At 42.3% G+C, this 14,961-nt stretch carries 12 protein-coding genes and 2 tRNA genes; 9 read left to right on the forward strand and 5 right to left on the reverse strand.

Annotated elements, in window-relative coordinates:
• From IZT61_RS15060 to IZT61_RS15070, 3 genes are all read left to right on the forward strand, one after another.
• Entirely contained in the window at positions 1 to 402 is a 402-nt protein-coding gene (locus IZT61_RS15060) for a VanZ family protein (RefSeq protein WP_196097868.1), read from the forward strand.
• Positions 403 to 798: 396 nt separating this feature from the next.
• Positions 799 to 3,600, forward strand: a complete 2,802-nt coding sequence (locus tag IZT61_RS15065) for an outer membrane beta-barrel family protein (protein WP_196097869.1) — start codon at positions 799 to 801, stop codon at positions 3,598 to 3,600.
• 594 nt (positions 3,601 to 4,194) lie between these two features.
• Positions 4,195 to 6,963 (forward strand): outer membrane beta-barrel family protein, encoded by a 2,769-nt coding sequence (locus IZT61_RS15070; RefSeq protein WP_196097871.1) that lies wholly within the window; start codon positions 4,195 to 4,197, stop codon positions 6,961 to 6,963.
• Positions 6,964 to 6,985: 22 nt separating this feature from the next.
• Here IZT61_RS15070 and IZT61_RS15075 read toward each other — a convergent pair whose 3' ends face one another.
• Entirely contained in the window at positions 6,986 to 7,636 is a 651-nt protein-coding gene (locus tag IZT61_RS15075) for a S24 family peptidase (RefSeq protein ID WP_196097873.1), read from the reverse strand.
• A 138-nt stretch (positions 7,637 to 7,774) separates the two neighbouring features.
• On the opposite strand from IZT61_RS15075, the gene IZT61_RS15080 reads away from it, so the two are divergent.
• The 4 genes from IZT61_RS15080 (at position 7,775) to feoB (ending at position 10,893) form a co-directional block, all read left to right on the forward strand.
• Entirely contained in the window at positions 7,775 to 8,050 is a 276-nt protein-coding gene (locus IZT61_RS15080) for a hypothetical protein (RefSeq protein WP_196097875.1), read from the forward strand.
• Between the two features lie 129 nt (positions 8,051 to 8,179).
• Positions 8,180 to 8,539: a hypothetical protein gene (locus IZT61_RS15085; RefSeq protein WP_196097877.1), complete on the forward strand. Its 360-nt coding sequence runs from the start codon at positions 8,180 to 8,182 to the stop codon at positions 8,537 to 8,539.
• Positions 8,540 to 8,558: 19 nt separating this feature from the next.
• A complete protein-coding gene (locus IZT61_RS15090; protein WP_196097879.1) occupies positions 8,559 to 8,774 on the forward strand; it encodes a FeoA family protein in 216 nt (71 codons plus the stop codon).
• 10 nt (positions 8,775 to 8,784) lie between these two features.
• Positions 8,785 to 10,893 carry a ferrous iron transport protein B gene (gene feoB / locus IZT61_RS15095; RefSeq protein WP_394370729.1) on the forward strand — a complete coding sequence of 703 codons (2,109 nt, stop codon included), beginning with the start codon at positions 8,785 to 8,787 and terminating at the stop codon, positions 10,891 to 10,893.
• Positions 10,894 to 10,978: 85 nt separating this feature from the next.
• Here the strand turns inward: feoB and IZT61_RS15100 are convergent, their stop codons facing one another.
• Positions 10,979 to 11,455 (reverse strand): Lrp/AsnC ligand binding domain-containing protein, encoded by a 477-nt coding sequence (locus IZT61_RS15100; protein WP_025145395.1) that lies wholly within the window; start codon positions 11,453 to 11,455, stop codon positions 10,979 to 10,981.
• Positions 11,456 to 11,611: 156 nt separating this feature from the next.
• Here IZT61_RS15100 and IZT61_RS15105 point away from each other — a divergent pair.
• Together IZT61_RS15105 and IZT61_RS15110 are read left to right on the forward strand one after the other, a co-directional pair.
• Positions 11,612 to 11,719: transfer RNA gene (locus IZT61_RS15105), tRNA-Asp, on the forward strand.
• A gap of 66 nt (positions 11,720 to 11,785) precedes the next feature.
• Positions 11,786 to 11,929, forward strand: a tRNA-Asp gene (locus IZT61_RS15110).
• A 219-nt stretch (positions 11,930 to 12,148) separates the two neighbouring features.
• On the opposite strand, the gene frr is transcribed toward IZT61_RS15110, so the two are convergent.
• The 3 genes from frr to nagA all read right to left on the reverse strand — a co-directional run bounded on the left by frr (position 12,149) and on the right by nagA (position 14,939).
• The gene (gene frr / locus IZT61_RS15115; protein ID WP_196097883.1) at positions 12,149 to 12,712 is read right to left on the reverse strand and encodes a ribosome recycling factor; all 564 of its coding nucleotides are present in this window, start codon (positions 12,710 to 12,712) and stop codon (positions 12,149 to 12,151) included.
• Positions 12,713 to 13,070: 358 nt separating this feature from the next.
• Complete coding sequence (gene pyrH, locus IZT61_RS15120; RefSeq protein ID WP_196097885.1) at positions 13,071 to 13,775, reverse strand: UMP kinase; 705 nt, start codon at positions 13,773 to 13,775, stop codon at positions 13,071 to 13,073.
• Positions 13,776 to 13,835: 60 nt separating this feature from the next.
• A complete protein-coding gene (nagA, locus tag IZT61_RS15125; protein WP_196097886.1) occupies positions 13,836 to 14,939 on the reverse strand; it encodes an N-acetylglucosamine-6-phosphate deacetylase in 1,104 nt (367 codons plus the stop codon).
• Positions 14,940 to 14,961: the final 22 nt, after the last annotated feature.

Below are 14,961 nucleotides of genomic sequence, written 5' to 3' on the forward strand. Positions count from 1 at the left end.
TTGTACAAAGCACTAAAACATCAAAAGTGGGCTATTCTTTGGACCATCATCGTTTTGGTGCTTTGCAATATAAAAATGCCCCAATCCACTTCCGAAGGTGGTTTTTTCTTCGAGGGATTTGATAAAATGGCTCATTTGGGCTTTTTCTTTGTTTTATCGACCCTGCTCTTTTATGGCAAAATAAAGTATCAGCATAATTTCGCTTTCAGAACATTAACCATTTTTAAAATTTTACTCATCAACGCAATAATCGGTGGGATAATAGAGTTGTTACAATGGAAGGTTTTCGTTTATAGGTCTGCCGAATGGTGGGACTTTACCTGCGATATGACTGGCGCATTAATGGCTGTTTTTAGTTACGTTTTGCTCCATAAATTGAATTTCGATGAAAGTAAAAATTAGTTTAATCGGCCTGCTCATTATTTCTATGCTAGCAAGTTGCAGTATTTTCAAAAAAAGCTGTAATTGCCCAAAAGTGTATTACAAAAGCTATCCCGGGCAACGATAAGCCAAGCGCACCCACGCCTTCTGAGCCAGGGCTGTTCTCCTCATCAACACAGAACCGCTCATTTCCAGCAAAAACGTATTGCTTAAGAAATTGAAAATCGGTTCAGACAAATCTTAACCCTGTTATTACAGTCTCATTGTCAGAATATTAGTCTCGAAAGTTTAATCTTCTATGATTAAAATTGTGCTGTATTTAAAATGTTACCAAGCTTTTAACAAGTCTTAACAAACCTTTCCGCCTTTCCTTAGTCTGATAGCATAGTTTTGTAATAGAATATCTAAATTTTTTTAATGAAAAAGAACGTTCAAAAGGCAATTTTAGTTGTCCTTATATTTTGCGGGTACATTGCCCATGCACAAAATTCTGGATCGATAAGCGGAAAGGTAATTAACGCAAAAGATAAGCAGCCTGTAGATTTCGCTACCGTTGCCATACGCAATTTAAAAGATTCTACCGTTGTGGCCTCGGGCCAAACTAACCCCGATGGGTCTTTTAGCTTCAAGGCCATCGCCCCCGGCCGATACCGTGTGTATGCGGCATTTTTGGGGCTTAAAACGGCAACTAAAGATGTTGAGGTGGCAAAGGCAGCCGTAAACGCCGGCGAAATTGCGCTGGCCGATGATGGTGTAGATTTAAGCACGGTAGATGTAACTGCCAGCATCCCCATCGTAGTTAAAAAAGACACGATTGAGTTTGATGCTAAATCAATAAAAGTGCGTGAAAATGCAGTTGTTGAAGATTTATTGCAAAAGCTACCGGGCGTAGAAGTTGCAAAAGACGGAAGCGTAAAGGCCCAGGGAGAAACCATTACTAAGGTTAAGGTAGATGGAAAAGAGTTTTTCGGGAACGACCCCTTATTGGCCACCAAAAACCTGCCCGCCGATATGGTAGATAAGATTCAGGTGATTGATGAACTTTCGGAACAGGCACAGTTTACCGGAATCGACGATGGAACCCGCAACAAGATATTGAACATTACCACCAAATCGGGAATGAAGCACGGTTACTTCGGCAACAGTACCGTAGGCTATGGCTCCAACGATCGTTATGATGCCAACTTAAACGTTAACAAGTTCGACGAAGACCAGCAATTGAGCTTTGTAGGACAATTTAACAACATCAACAAACAAAACTTTGGTCAGGGCGGCGGCGTAGGAAACGGCTTTGGCGGTGGCAGCTTCGGTGGCCGTCGCGGAGGCGGAGGTGGCGGCGGTGGTTCAAGTTCGCCTGGCATTACCACCACCAATGCAGCGGGTTTAAACTTTGCAGATACTTATAAAGACGGAACGCAGTTTCAGGCAAGTTATTTCTTTAACGATGCTACTGCGAAATTGCTTCAAAACTCAAACACACAAAATTTGTTCGGTGGCATTACAACAAATATAAACGAGAACTTAAACAGCACAACCGAGCGAACAAACCACCGTTTTAACTTTATGGTTGATACCAAGATCGACCCTTCGCTATCCATCAAGATACAGCCAAACGTTTCTTACACCGAAACCGATGCCAATAGCACAACCACTTACAACCGCGATTATGTTACCTCGTTAACAAACGGATTGCAGCGTTATAACAACAACTCAGCAACGCCATCGTTTAGCAACAACTTATTGGTTCGTAAAAGCTTCAAGCGCCGCGGCCGTACGCTCTCGTTAAACGTAAACACATCTATAAACGATAACGACGCAACTGCCTTAAACTACAGGTTAGATCAAATTACGCGGAATGGCGCAACCACCGACAGTTTAACCAATCAAAACAACCTTACCAACAGCAATTCGATAAATAATACTGCCCGCCTGGTTTATACCGAGCCGTTAAATAAAACACTCAGCGTTGAGTTTAACTACCAGAACGGTTATTCGAACAGCGATTCTGAACGTCAGACTTTCGATTTCAACCCGGCAACACTACAGTTCGATTTGGTTAATTCGCAATACACGAATACCTACAATAACCGCACCTTGACGAATGCAGCAGGGTTTAGTTTTACTACAACCGAAAAGAAATACAACTGGAACATTGGTATTGCAGCGCAACAAACCAACCGTGTAAACACCAATTTAACTACAGGTTTGGTACGCACGCAAAACTTTATCAACATAACGCCGTCGGCCCAGTTCAGATATAACTTTAGCAACCGCAAGCGTTTATTTATCAATTATCGCGGATCAACATCGCAGCCAACAATCGATCAGATTCAGCCGATTCCGGATAATACCAACACGCAGACAATCTTTGTGGGTAACCCAACTTTAAAGCCATCGTTTAATAACTCATTAAGAGTGAACTACAATAATTTCGACATCGAAAGCGGTCGCTTCTTTTTTGCAAGGTTAAACCTTACCCAAACTTTCAACAGCATTGGCCGGGCCAATGTGCCGCTCGAAAATGGTATACAACAGGTGAGTTACGTAAACGTAGATGGCGTTTACGCTGGTAGCGGAGGGGCAACTTTATCTTTGCCACTCATGGCCGAGCGCAAATTGACCCTTAACATATCGGCCGATGCATCGTACAACAGAGATGTAAACTTGATTACATCCAGTGCAACTGCAGGGCTGGTTAAAAACATTACCAATTCATACACTATCTCTAACGGTTATAAATTGGTTACCAATGTTGATAAATTTGATTTAACAGGCGGCATCACCGGAAGCTACAATCACTCCGTTTACTCGGCACAACCATCGGCAAATACAACCTATTATACCATTAACCCCAACTTCGATGTAAGTTATGTGTTGCCCGGTAATTTCAGAATTGCAACAACGGTTGAGTACTACCGCAACTTTGGCGGAGGTGATTTGTATAACAGGGAATACACTTTGATCAATCCTTACTTAAGCCGCCAGTTTTTTAAAAACAGAGCAACGTTTAAGTTCTTGGTTAACGATGCATTGAACCAGAATACAGGCATAAGCAGAACAACTACAGGCACCTCAATATCGGATGTAAACTATAATGTGCTTAAACGGTATTACATGTTAGCGTTTACCTACTCGCTTACCCGCATAGGCGGAAGGACGATGGGTGGCGACGTGCAAATGCCTAGCACGGGCGGCGGCGGAAGACGCAACAGAATGTAAAAGCTTAATGAAAAAGGCCCGTTAAAATGCGGGCTTTTTTTTAAAATTTTCTCTACCAAATTAACTTGATGCTATCTGATTCGCCTTGCTTTTCATCCTTTCGCCCATTCGTCATTCCCACGCAGGTGGGAATCCTATTGCAAGGCACCAATTTTTTGCGCATTAAGATCCCCAATCAAGCTACCAATAACAGCACGGGATTTGTCATGCTGAGGAACAGCCTGTCCCGATTTCTCGGGGAAGCTTCTTTAACCTACATCTCACCATCCCCGCCCGCTCACCGGCCCTCTTTTGGTAGTGGGTTGTTGGAGTTCTGCGTTTCATCGCTTGGGGATCCTTCGTTGCTCAGGATGACAGCGTAAAAACCTTATCCCAACTTCTTGTTTTTTTTTAAAAACTGACCTCTGAGGATGACGCCCCCTCGTAAACAACGTATTAAATTAGTCCGGCATCGCGAGTCAACGCAATCTTATCCAAAAGCACCAGCCCTTATAAATGTACAAATGACAGTTATGTATTTCATTTGTTACTTTGGCTTCAATAAACCTTTAACCCCAAGTTAGGTCTTAAAATAGAATCAGGAAAACTAACCAAATGAAGAGAATTTTTACGCTGCTGCTTTTGTTATCGTCAACTTTCGTTTATGCACAAAAAACCGGTTCGGTTAGTGGGCGGATCATCCAGTCGAAAGATAAAAAGCCGTTGGATTTTGCTTCTGTTGCCATCAAAAATTTGAGCGATTCTACCACCGTGGGCGCAATGAGCACCACCGAAGATGGCAAATTTGCGTATAAAGGATTAAAGCCCGGGGCTTATCGGCTATATGCCGCTTTTTTAGGGCTTAAAAACAGTACAAAAGATTTTGCCATTACAGCGGATAAAAGCGACATTAACATTGGCGATATCATTTTAGAGGGCGGCGCAATTGATCTCGAAACCGTCGAAATTAAAGCAGAAGTGCCGCCAATTGTTGTTAAAAAAGATACACTCGAATTTAATGCCAGCTCTTTTAAGGTAATAGAAAACGCCGTAGTTGAAGATTTACTTAAAAAGCTGCCCGGTGTTGAGGTTGATAAGGCGGGCACGGTAAAGGCACAGGGCGAAACCATAACGAAAGTTAGAGTTGATGGAAAAGAATTTTTTGGTAACGACCCGTTGCTGGCCACCAGGAATTTGCCCGCGGATATGATCGATAAAATTCAGATTATCGATGAACTATCGGATCAGGCACAATTTACGGGCATCGACGATGGCTCCAGAACGAAGATTATTAACATTACCACCCGAAAAGATAAAAAGAACGGCTACTTCGGTAATTCAACCGCTGGCTATGGCTCAAACAACAGGTACGATGTAAACGCCAATGTGAATCGTTTTAACCAGGATAAACGACTGAGCGTTGTTGCCCAGTTTAACAATGTAAACAAGCAGAACTTTGGCGGAGGTTTAGGCGGTGGAAACGGAGGCAACAACGGTGGCCGCGGCGGAATTACCGACACCAAAGCGGGGGGCTTTAACTTTTCTGATGAATATGCGGATGAAACCGAAATCAACCTCAGTTATTTTGTTAACAAATCAGACAACCTGATCTTAAGGAATAGCGTTACACAAAACCTGCTGGGCGATGTAACAACCGTTTTTAACAATAACCAGGTCAATACATCCGATAGGTTAAACCACAGGCTCAGCTTTATGGTCGATACCAAGCTCGATTCCCTAACCTCGTTGCGCATACAACCCAACATCAGCTACACCGATAACAAAAGCTTAAACAACAGCAACTACAGCCGCGATTATAAACGGTACATGATTAATGGAACGCAGGCGCTAAGCAATCGCAGCACGGCACCGTCCATTAGTAACAACATCTTACTGCGCAAAAAATTTATGCGCCGGGGCCGAACCTTGTCTTTAAACCTCAATACAAACCTTAATAATAACGATGCAGCTAATTATAACAATAACTCAGAGGGCCGTACAGACAGCGGGGGCGTGGTAACCCCAAAGCTAACTAACCAGTTTAACGATCAGGAAAGCGAATCGCTAAGCCAAAGCACCCGGCTGGTGTATACAGAGCCGTTAAGTAAAACCTTGAGCCTCGAGTTTAACTATCAAAACGCCTACAACCACAATACCTCCGATCGGTTTACCTACAATTACAACCCCGCCACGTTACAATACGATTTGCTCGATGCCACTTATAGCAACGCGTACGAAAATACCATCTTAACCAACTCTGCAGGTTTCAGTTTCAATAAAAATGCGCAAAAATACAACTGGAATTTGGGCATGGCCGTTCAAAATACCGATAGAACTAACAACAACATCAGCCGGGGATATGTGTTAAAGCAAAACGTTTTCAATTATACGCCATCGGCCATGTTCAGGTATAATTTTAGCAAAAGTAAGCGCCTGGTTTTTAATTACCGTGGAAGCACCACCCAGCCAAGTATACAACAGTTACAGCCTATCCCCAATAATACAAATACCCAAAGCATCCCGGTTGGTAATCCCGATCTGAAGCCCGAATTTAACAATACCTTACGGGTAGCCTTTAACACCTTTACCGTTGGCAAAAACCGATCGCTTTTTGTAAACCTCAATTTAACGCAAACCTCTAACCGAATTGCCAACAGCAGCAGCTTGATCCAAACCGGGCCAGACCAAGGCAAGCTGGCCATTTTGCCTGTTAATGTTAATGGCGTTTACTCCGGCAGCCTTTCATCATCGCTCAGCTTACCAATAATGGATGAAAACAAGCTTAACTTTCATATCAATGTAAGCGGCAACTACGATCGCGATGTAAACTTCACCAATTCACTAAAAAATATTACCAACAGCTGGTCTATACGCAATGGGTACCGGTTAGTTTCAAATCTCGAAAAACTCGATCTTACCGCTGGCGTTAGCGGCTCAATTAACCGTGCAACCTATTCAGTGCAGCCCAACTCTAATACCCGATATTATACGTTTAGCCCGAATATAAGTGTGAGCTATCTGTTTCCGGGCGATATCCGCCTAAATGTAGATGCCGATTATAACCAAAACACCGGCAGGGGCGAGGCTTTTGATACGCACTTTACCTTGGTAAATGCATTTTTAAGCAAGCAGTTTTTTAAAAACAAGGGAACTTTTAAGGCTTCGGTAAACGATTTGCTGAATGAGAACCAGGGCATAAGCCGCACGGCGAACAACAATACCATACAAGATGTAGGCTACAACGTACTTAAACGCTATTTTATGTTCTCCTTTACCTACTCGTTGAACCGAATGGGTGGAAAAAACAGAATAAGGGGTAACGAGGATGGCGGGCGGGGAAGAAGAAACGGCGGCAGTTTTGGTGGCGGAAGGCAGCGCAATTAACTTTTAGCAGCCGAAAGCGCTGTTATGACATGGTAGTATAGCTAATGTTTGCCTTGACCATTACAACCGCTTCAACAACATTTAAAGGTACATCCATTGCAGCATCCAGGTTGTTATAACCTACCAGTTGGATATGGTTTTTAATATCCGATTTTTTGATAAACCTAACCAGCGTATGCAACTGATCATCGATTGAAACACTTACAACATACATTTCGCCGAAAATAATCCCAGTCTCCAGATCATTTACACGCTTGTAAACAACAATATCTCCAGCCTTAACAATCGGATACATACTATCGCCAGCCACGGTAATTGCACCATCACACTTTGGTAAGTTTGGAATTTCGATGTAACTTACAACCTTCGGCTCGTGGAATAGCTGGGTAAGGCCCTCCGAAACGTTAAAATTATACAACGGTATTCGTTTATCTTCTGCCAGCTTCTCTTTTAAACTTCTATAACGCGGTCGCTCCGGCTCATTAGCTATGTGCAGCGTTTCATCAACCGGATAAAGCGTCCTTGGCTGGCCCTTTCCTGTAATAAGCCAAGCAATGTTCAAGCCCGGAAAAACTTCACTGATCTTCTGGCACTTATCGCTCCCAATGTTGCTGCCCTTATCTAAGAAGCCGTTAGAAAGGCCGGTTTTCTTGTAGAACTCGTATTTACTCATTCCAATTGAACCCAGGTACTCTAAAACTCTTTGTGTTGCCCCCATTTTTTGAACGATAGAAATTAATCTCTTAGAATATTTGGTAAATAGACAATAATCTATTATATTGTGCTTGTATAGAACAAATATAGAATTTATATGGTAAGCAATGAAAAAAAAACAGCTGCTAAGTCTGCTACGCATATCAATGCAACAATTGATAGCACCGACGAGCAAATTTATTTGGAATCTTTGAAGAGGCTTTTAGACGCAAAGCGAAGGGGCGATTGGCTTTTGGTAGCCGAGATGCTGGGCATTAGCGCAAAAAACGCTGAGTTATCTTTTGCCCGCATTTATTCAAAGTACCACAATGAGGTTGTAGACGCCTTAAATACGGTAATTAAGAACAGAAAAAAGCGTCTTAAAAAATTTTAATGTCTACAAAGCAATAATTACCGATTTTTTTTGCATCTTGAGCATTTACGTTTCTCTTTGATCAAGATTAGCCCCTGCGGCCCCATCCCACCTCAGTTTATTTATTAACCGTTGCCAAAATATTTTGTTATGATAGATTTGGAAATTGCTGCTGCAATAAAATCCGGCAGCCTGGTGGTGTGCCCTGGCCCACATCGAGATATCTTTTTTATGCCATTGCGCCTCCTGCCGGGTGATTATGTAGAGGCCAGGCCGAAAATGAACTCAAAGTACCTCGAAAATGGCAGCTTTGAGTATTTCGGCTGCGGTAACTCCGACTGCCGCTTGGCTACGCCATCCGAAATAGAGTGGTTTAACAAGCTAAGGGCAGCTAGTAAGTTTAATGTGCCAAGCGATGAAAAAGTTCAAAAGAAAGCACCTTCGGGTAATCGATCCGGCATACTTCAATTTATAGCGAGCTTATTTGGAATAAATCTAAAGAAAGGTTAACTTGCGGGAAATTTAGCACATGAAGCTTTCGAACCTTAAAATTGGCGAAAAAGGAACCATTATGGCATTTACCGATCTTGATTTATCAGTAAAACTGATGGAAATGGGATGTTTGCCCGGCGAGGTAGTAGAGGTTGAGCGGTTTGCCCCGCTGGGCGATCCGATGGCTATTCGTGTTGCTGGTTATCAGCTTTGCTTGCGTAAAAGCGAGGCCGATGTCATAATTATTCAGTAAATAGGTGGGTTTGGATATTAAAGTTGCGTTAGTTGGTAATCCCAATACAGGTAAATCTACATTGTTTAACCGGTTAACCGGTTTAAATCAGAAAATAGGAAACTTTCCCGGCATTACAGTCGATAAAAAAACAGGCTTTATGAAGCTTCCCGATGGTAAGGAAGCTGAAGTTATCGATTTGCCCGGCACCTATAGCTTATATCCGAAAAGTAACGATGAAAGCATCGTCTTTCAGGTTTTGGCCGATAAAACCAATAGCAGTTTTCCGGATGTAATTGTATTAATTGCCGATGCATCAAACTTAAAGCGCAACCTCCTGCTTTTTTCTCAGGTGGCAGATTTGGGCATCCCGATGATATTGGTGCTTAATATGATCGATTTATCCGAAAAACAAGGCACAAAAATCAACCTCATCGAACTCGCTCAAAGGTTGGGTGTTCAGGTTGTGTCTATATCAGCAAGAAACAACATTGGCATCGATAAGTTGAAGCAGGCCATAACCAACATGAATAAGGTGGCCACCCAGTTGCAAGATGTTGATGTAAATGTATTGGCGCCGGAAGCCATAAACGCCATCAAATCGAAACTTAATACCGATAACGATTATTATGCTTTGCAGGTGTTGCACCAGCACGAGTATTTGGGATTTTTTACCCAGCAGGAGCAAAATGAGATTGAGGAAATTGAGCAGGCGCATCACTTCGAATCGTCGAAAATTCAGGCTGCAGAAACAATTGCCCGGTACAAGCATTTAGGCTCCGTACTATCGGGCGTGGTTACAGAAACCAAAACCACCGAAAAGTTTGCCACCAACAATAAGCTCGATGCCATTTTAACCCATAAGGTATGGGGCTTCGCCATTTTTTTATTTATTCTTTTTAATATCTTCAACGCCATTTTTGCCTGGTCTACCTATCCAATGGCGTGGATTGAGAGCGGATTTAGCTTCGTAACTGAAGTTGGCCACAACTACTTGCCGCAAGGCATGCTTACCGATTTAGTGCTCGATGGCGTTATTGCCGGCCTGGGTGGCATCTTCATATTTATTCCTCAAATTGCGATCCTTTTTGCCTTTATCTCCGTTTTGGAAGATACTGGCTACATGGCCCGCGTTACGTTTATGATGGATAAGATTATGAGCAAAGTAGGCTTAAACGGAAAATCGGTTGTACCTATGATTGGTGGCCTGGCCTGTGCCGTACCATCAATTATGGCCGCCAGAAACATCGAAAACTGGAAAGACCGGATTATTACCATTATGGTTACCCCTTTAATAAGTTGCTCGGCAAGGTTACCGGTTTATATATTGATTATTTCATTAATTATTCCCTCGCAAAAGGTATTGGGGATTTTTAATTTGCAGGGCCTTGCTTTAATGGTGATGTACCTTGTTGGTATAATAGCCGCTGTACTTGTTGCCCTGGTGATGAAGTTTATTATTAAAACCAAAGAGCGGGCTTATTTTATTATGGAACTGCCCATTTACCGCATGCCAAGGTGGAAAAATGTGCTTTTTACGATGTACGAAAAATCGAAAACCTTTGTTTTTGAGGCTGGTAAGGTAATCATCGCCATTTCCATTATATTGTGGGTGATGGCTTCGTTTGGGCCTGGCAACCGTTTCGAGAATATTGAAAAGAAGTATGCGCCGGCATTGGCAGATACCACAAAACCCACCACACATATAGAAACGCTAATGGCTTCTGAGAAGCTCGAAAACTCGTACGTTGGCATTTTAGGGCATTGGATTGAGCCTGCCATCCGTCCGTTGGGTTACGATTGGAAAATTGGCATTGGCTTAATCACCTCATTTGCGGCCCGCGAAGCATTTGTTGGCACCATGGCCACCATTTATAGCGTAGATGGGGGCGACGAAGATACATCGACCATTAGAGAGCGCATGGCCTCATCGGTAAACAACCAAACCGGCTTGCCAGTTTACTCATTTGCTACAGGCATTTCGTTAATGTTGTTTTATGCCTTTGCAATGCAATGCATGAGCACCGTGGCCATTGTTTACCGCGAAACAAAAGGTTGGAAATGGCCCATTATTCAATTGGTTTACATGACGGCGATGGCTTATGTAGCTGCGTTAATTGCGTACCAGTTGCTTAAGTAGTTATTAGGTCCTTAGTCCTCAGGCGATAGTCCGTAGTCTTTAAACTAGAGACTCAAGACTTCTGACTCAAGACTCCGGACTCCTTTCATCCCAGCTCAATTTGGCGTTTAATGCTTTCTTCCAGCGATATCAAAGTCTCGGTGCGCTGAATGCCGTTAACTGCCTGTATTTCCTCGTTCAGCACGTGCCGCAAATGATTGGTATCTCTGCAAATAATTTTGGCGAACATGCTGTAAGCGCCAGTTGTATAATGCAGTTCAACCACTTCTTTAATTTTACTCAACTGGGCAACGGCGTCTTTGTATTGAATCCCTTTTTCGAGGTAAATCCCCAGGAAGGCACAAATATCGTAGCCAGCTTTTTGCGGGTCGATAATTAGATGCGAGCCTTTAATAATGCCCATTTCCTGCAATTTTTTCATCCTAACGTGTATTGTACCGCCAGAAACGATTAAGTCTTTTGCAATTTCTGTATAAGGTTTTGTGGCATCCTGCATCAATTGCTTCAATATATCGATGTCGAGGTTGTCAATTTCTAAATTGGAATTGTCTTTTTTAAGCATATTTTTGAATTATGATAAGCAAATTTAACAATATTTATCAAAGTAATAAAAATAAAATTAAATGTTTAAAATATTTGCAAGGTATTGATAGTTCCTTTACATTTGTATCAAGCAATTAACAAAAACGAACGTTCTTTAACAAATTGCTTAACATACTGTAGGGTGGTGAAACAGGCAGACACACCTCCTTGTCTCGGTGGCGGAGAATTTGGGAAACCAGCAATGGCTAACCACTCCTTGAAGGTTCGATTCCTTCCCCTACAGCGGTTTGGTTTCAAGTACAACGTCTTAATAGACTGTTGACTAAATACTTCAGACTAACGACTAGAATGTTGGGTGGTGAAATTGGCAGACACGCCTCCTTGTCTCGGTGGTGGGGAATAATGGGACAAACGCAGTTTATTGGGTTGACCACAATTAATTTTTTGAACTGTAGCTAACTACCCCTTGAAGGTTCGACTCCTTCCCCAACAGCATTTTTTATGAATAATAAGTTAGTTAATCGAGCAATCCTGGATAGGTTGCTCTTTTTTGTTTTGTAACTTACGGTTATTTTATCTATGCCGGATTTTAAATCCGGAGCTAAAAAGATCGGGATTACAAATGCCAACCAGCGAGACTTTTTCAATTCCGTATAAACAAAAAAAGGAACAGATATCAATCCGTTCCTTTCTATTGGCTTTGAAATGCTGATTAAACAGTCATTACATCTTTTTCTTTAGCCTCGGCATGTTTATCAACCTTTACAATGTACGCATCGGTTAATTTCTGCACTTCAGCTTCGCCAGTTTTTATTTCATCATCTGATACGCCTTCGCCCTTAAGTTTTTGGATTTTGTTATTGGCATCCTTACGGATGTTGCGTACGGTAATGCGGCCGCGTTCTGCTTCTTCTTTAACTTTTTTAACCAGGTCTCTTCTGCGTTCTTCGGTTAACGGTGGTACCACTAAACGAATAACAATACCATCATTTTGCGGGTTGATACCAATGTTGGCTACCTGAATGGCTTTCTCAATTGCTGTAAGAAGTGATTTCTCCCAAGGCTGAATCACAATTGTTCTCGCATCTGGCGTATTAATGCTCGCTACCTGAGCCAATGCTGTTTGAGCGCCGTAATAATCCACAAAAATCCCATCAAGCATGCCTGCCGAAGCTTTACCAGCCCTAATTTTAGTTAGTTCAGATTCACAATGATCGATCGCCTTATCCATCGAAGATTGTGCGTCCATTAATTGCAATTGTATGAGTTCGTTCATAATATGTGTATTTCTACAAAAATAATAATTTTTTTATTGCTGGTAATCTTATCGCTGGTCGAGATTTGTAGTCTCTTACTATTTATACTGGATTTGAAATCCAGAGCTATAAAATCGGGATTGCAAATCCCGATTAGCGTGTTACTTTACTGCTGGTCGAGATTTTTACTGTTGCTGGTGGAGATTTGTAATCCCGACCTATGTAAACCGAATTTTCAAATCCCGATTAACAATCGTCTTATTGCTAGTCGACTTATTGCAAGTCGACTTATTGCTGGTCGACTCAGTGCTGGTCGAGATTTGTAATCTCGACCTATCTAGATCGGGATTTCAAATCCCGACTAAGTGTGTCTAAAAGTTATTTCACCAAAGTACCGATAGGTTCGCCATTGGCAATTTTCATAAAGTTGCCATGTTTATTCATATCAAATACAATAATTGGCACCTGATTTTCTTCGCAAAGGGTAAAGGCTGTCATATCCATTACGTTTAAACCCTTGGCGTAAACCTCTTTAAACGAGATTTCTTCATATTTTGTTGCCAATGGATTTTTTTCGGGGTCGGCGGTGTAAATGCCATCAACCCGGGTTCCTTTTAATACGGCATCGGCCTTAATTTCGATAGCCCGAAGTGCGGCAGCAGAATCGGTTGTAAAATACGGATTGCCGGTACCTGCACCAAAAATTACAACGCGGCCTTTTTCAAGGTGGCGAACGGCACGTCTGCGAATAAACGGCTCACAAATCTGTTCCATTTTAATTGCGGTAAGCAAACGGGTCTTGATGCCAACTTTTTCCAGTGCATCTTGCAAGGCCATCGAGTTGATTACCGTAGCAAGCATGCCCATATAATCGGCTTGTGCCCTGTCCATTCCGCTTTTTTCGGCACTTAAGCCCCTAAAAATATTGCCTCCACCTATTACTATTGCAATTTCTAAACCTTTATCGTGTACGGCTTTAATATCGTCGGCATATTGTTTAACGCGTTCATTATCAATTCCGTATTGTTTCTCGCCCATTAGCGATTCGCCGCTAAGCTTTAGTAGGATGCGTTTGTATTTCATGTCCTCAAAAATATTAACATTTTTTTAATACCGAGCTATGCTTTTAAACAAATGCTGTAATTATTTAATTGCTATGCGCTCGCCGTTAAATATCACATCCTGCAGCTCGAGATTTTGATTAACAACCAACAGATTAGCCGTATGGCCGATTGCGATTTCGCCAGTCAGGTTTTCGATGCCGATCAGTTTGGCAGGATAAACAGTTGCCATTTTTATGGCTTCACCGATTTCAATATCGCAAAAATCGACACAGTTTTTTACGGCCTGCAGCATCGTTAGCGATGAGCCGGAAAGGGTGCCATCGGGCATTACAAACTTATCGCCTTTTTGTACGTGTTGATATGGCCCCGTTGAGCAAGCGGTTACCGCATCAGTAATGAGAAATAAACGTTCTTTTACCAACTTTTTGGCAAACTTTACCACTTCGTAACTTACATGGCGGCCATCAACTATAACACTGGCCATAGCTTTGTTGTGGTTAAAAACGGCGGTGGGAATTCCTGGGTCGCGGTGGTGGATTGGGCTCATTGCATTGAATAAATGCGTTGTAGTTTGAATACCTTTGTTGTAGGCTGCGGTTGCTTCTTCAAAAGTGGCATTGCTGTGTCCCAGCGAAACCAATACATCATTATCTAGCAGGTATTGAATAACTTTATCGTCCTGACACTCGGGCGCAATGGTCATCATTTTAATAACGCCATCGCCAAAGTTTAATAGGGCTTTGATTTCATCTAAACTGGCTGTGCGAACAAATTCTGGAATGTGGGCGCCTAAACGTTTGGGGTTTAAAAAGGGGCCTTCGAGGTGAAGCCCAAGAAAATTCTTCGCACTTTGGCGGTATTCTTTTGCGGTTTTGATACAGGCGTTAAAAACCTGCTCTGTATTGGTGGCCATACATGCCAGAAAACCTGTTGTGCCTTTTTTTAGTAAGTCATCCTCAATAATAGCTAACGATTCTACCGTGGGCTCTGCCGAAAATAATCTACCTCCTGCACCGTAAATCTGAAGGTCGATGAGCCCGGGAAGTACCATCAGTTGCTGTTCCGAGCTTGGGTGGCCACTGTTGGTTAGTCCTGAAATTTTGTTCTCAGCGATAGTGATGGTCTTATTTTTTTCTAATTTCTCGTTATCGAAATAAGAAACATTGGCAAGGCTTTTAGGCATGGGCAAACGTTTGAGTAAATTT

The sequence above is a fragment of the Pedobacter endophyticus genome (assembly GCF_015679185.1).
GTDB lineage: Bacteria > Bacteroidota > Bacteroidia > Sphingobacteriales > Sphingobacteriaceae > Pedobacter > Pedobacter endophyticus.

Bases quoted from the DNA above. Each gene is read 5' to 3' on its own strand.
- IZT61_RS15065 (WP_196097869.1), top strand. From the start codon at position 799: ATGAAAAAGAACGTTCAAAAGGCAATTTTAGTTGTCCTTATATTTTGC.
- IZT61_RS15070 (WP_196097871.1), top strand. From the start codon at position 4,195: ATGAAGAGAATTTTTACGCTGCTGCTTTTGTTATCGTCAACTTTCGTT.
- IZT61_RS15075 (WP_196097873.1), bottom strand. From the start codon at position 7,636: ATGAGTAAATACGAGTTCTACAAGAAAACCGGCCTTTCTAACGGCTTC.
- IZT61_RS15080 (WP_196097875.1), top strand. From the start codon at position 7,775: ATGGTAAGCAATGAAAAAAAAACAGCTGCTAAGTCTGCTACGCATATC.
- IZT61_RS15085 (WP_196097877.1), top strand. From the start codon at position 8,180: ATGATAGATTTGGAAATTGCTGCTGCAATAAAATCCGGCAGCCTGGTG.
- IZT61_RS15090 (WP_196097879.1), top strand. From the start codon at position 8,559: ATGAAGCTTTCGAACCTTAAAATTGGCGAAAAAGGAACCATTATGGCA.
- IZT61_RS15100 (WP_025145395.1), bottom strand. From the start codon at position 11,455: ATGCTTAAAAAAGACAATTCCAATTTAGAAATTGACAACCTCGACATC.
- frr (WP_196097883.1), bottom strand. From the start codon at position 12,712: ATGAACGAACTCATACAATTGCAATTAATGGACGCACAATCTTCGATG.
- pyrH (WP_196097885.1), bottom strand. From the start codon at position 13,775: ATGAAATACAAACGCATCCTACTAAAGCTTAGCGGCGAATCGCTAATG.
- nagA (WP_196097886.1), bottom strand. From the start codon at position 14,939: ATGCCTAAAAGCCTTGCCAATGTTTCTTATTTCGATAACGAGAAATTA.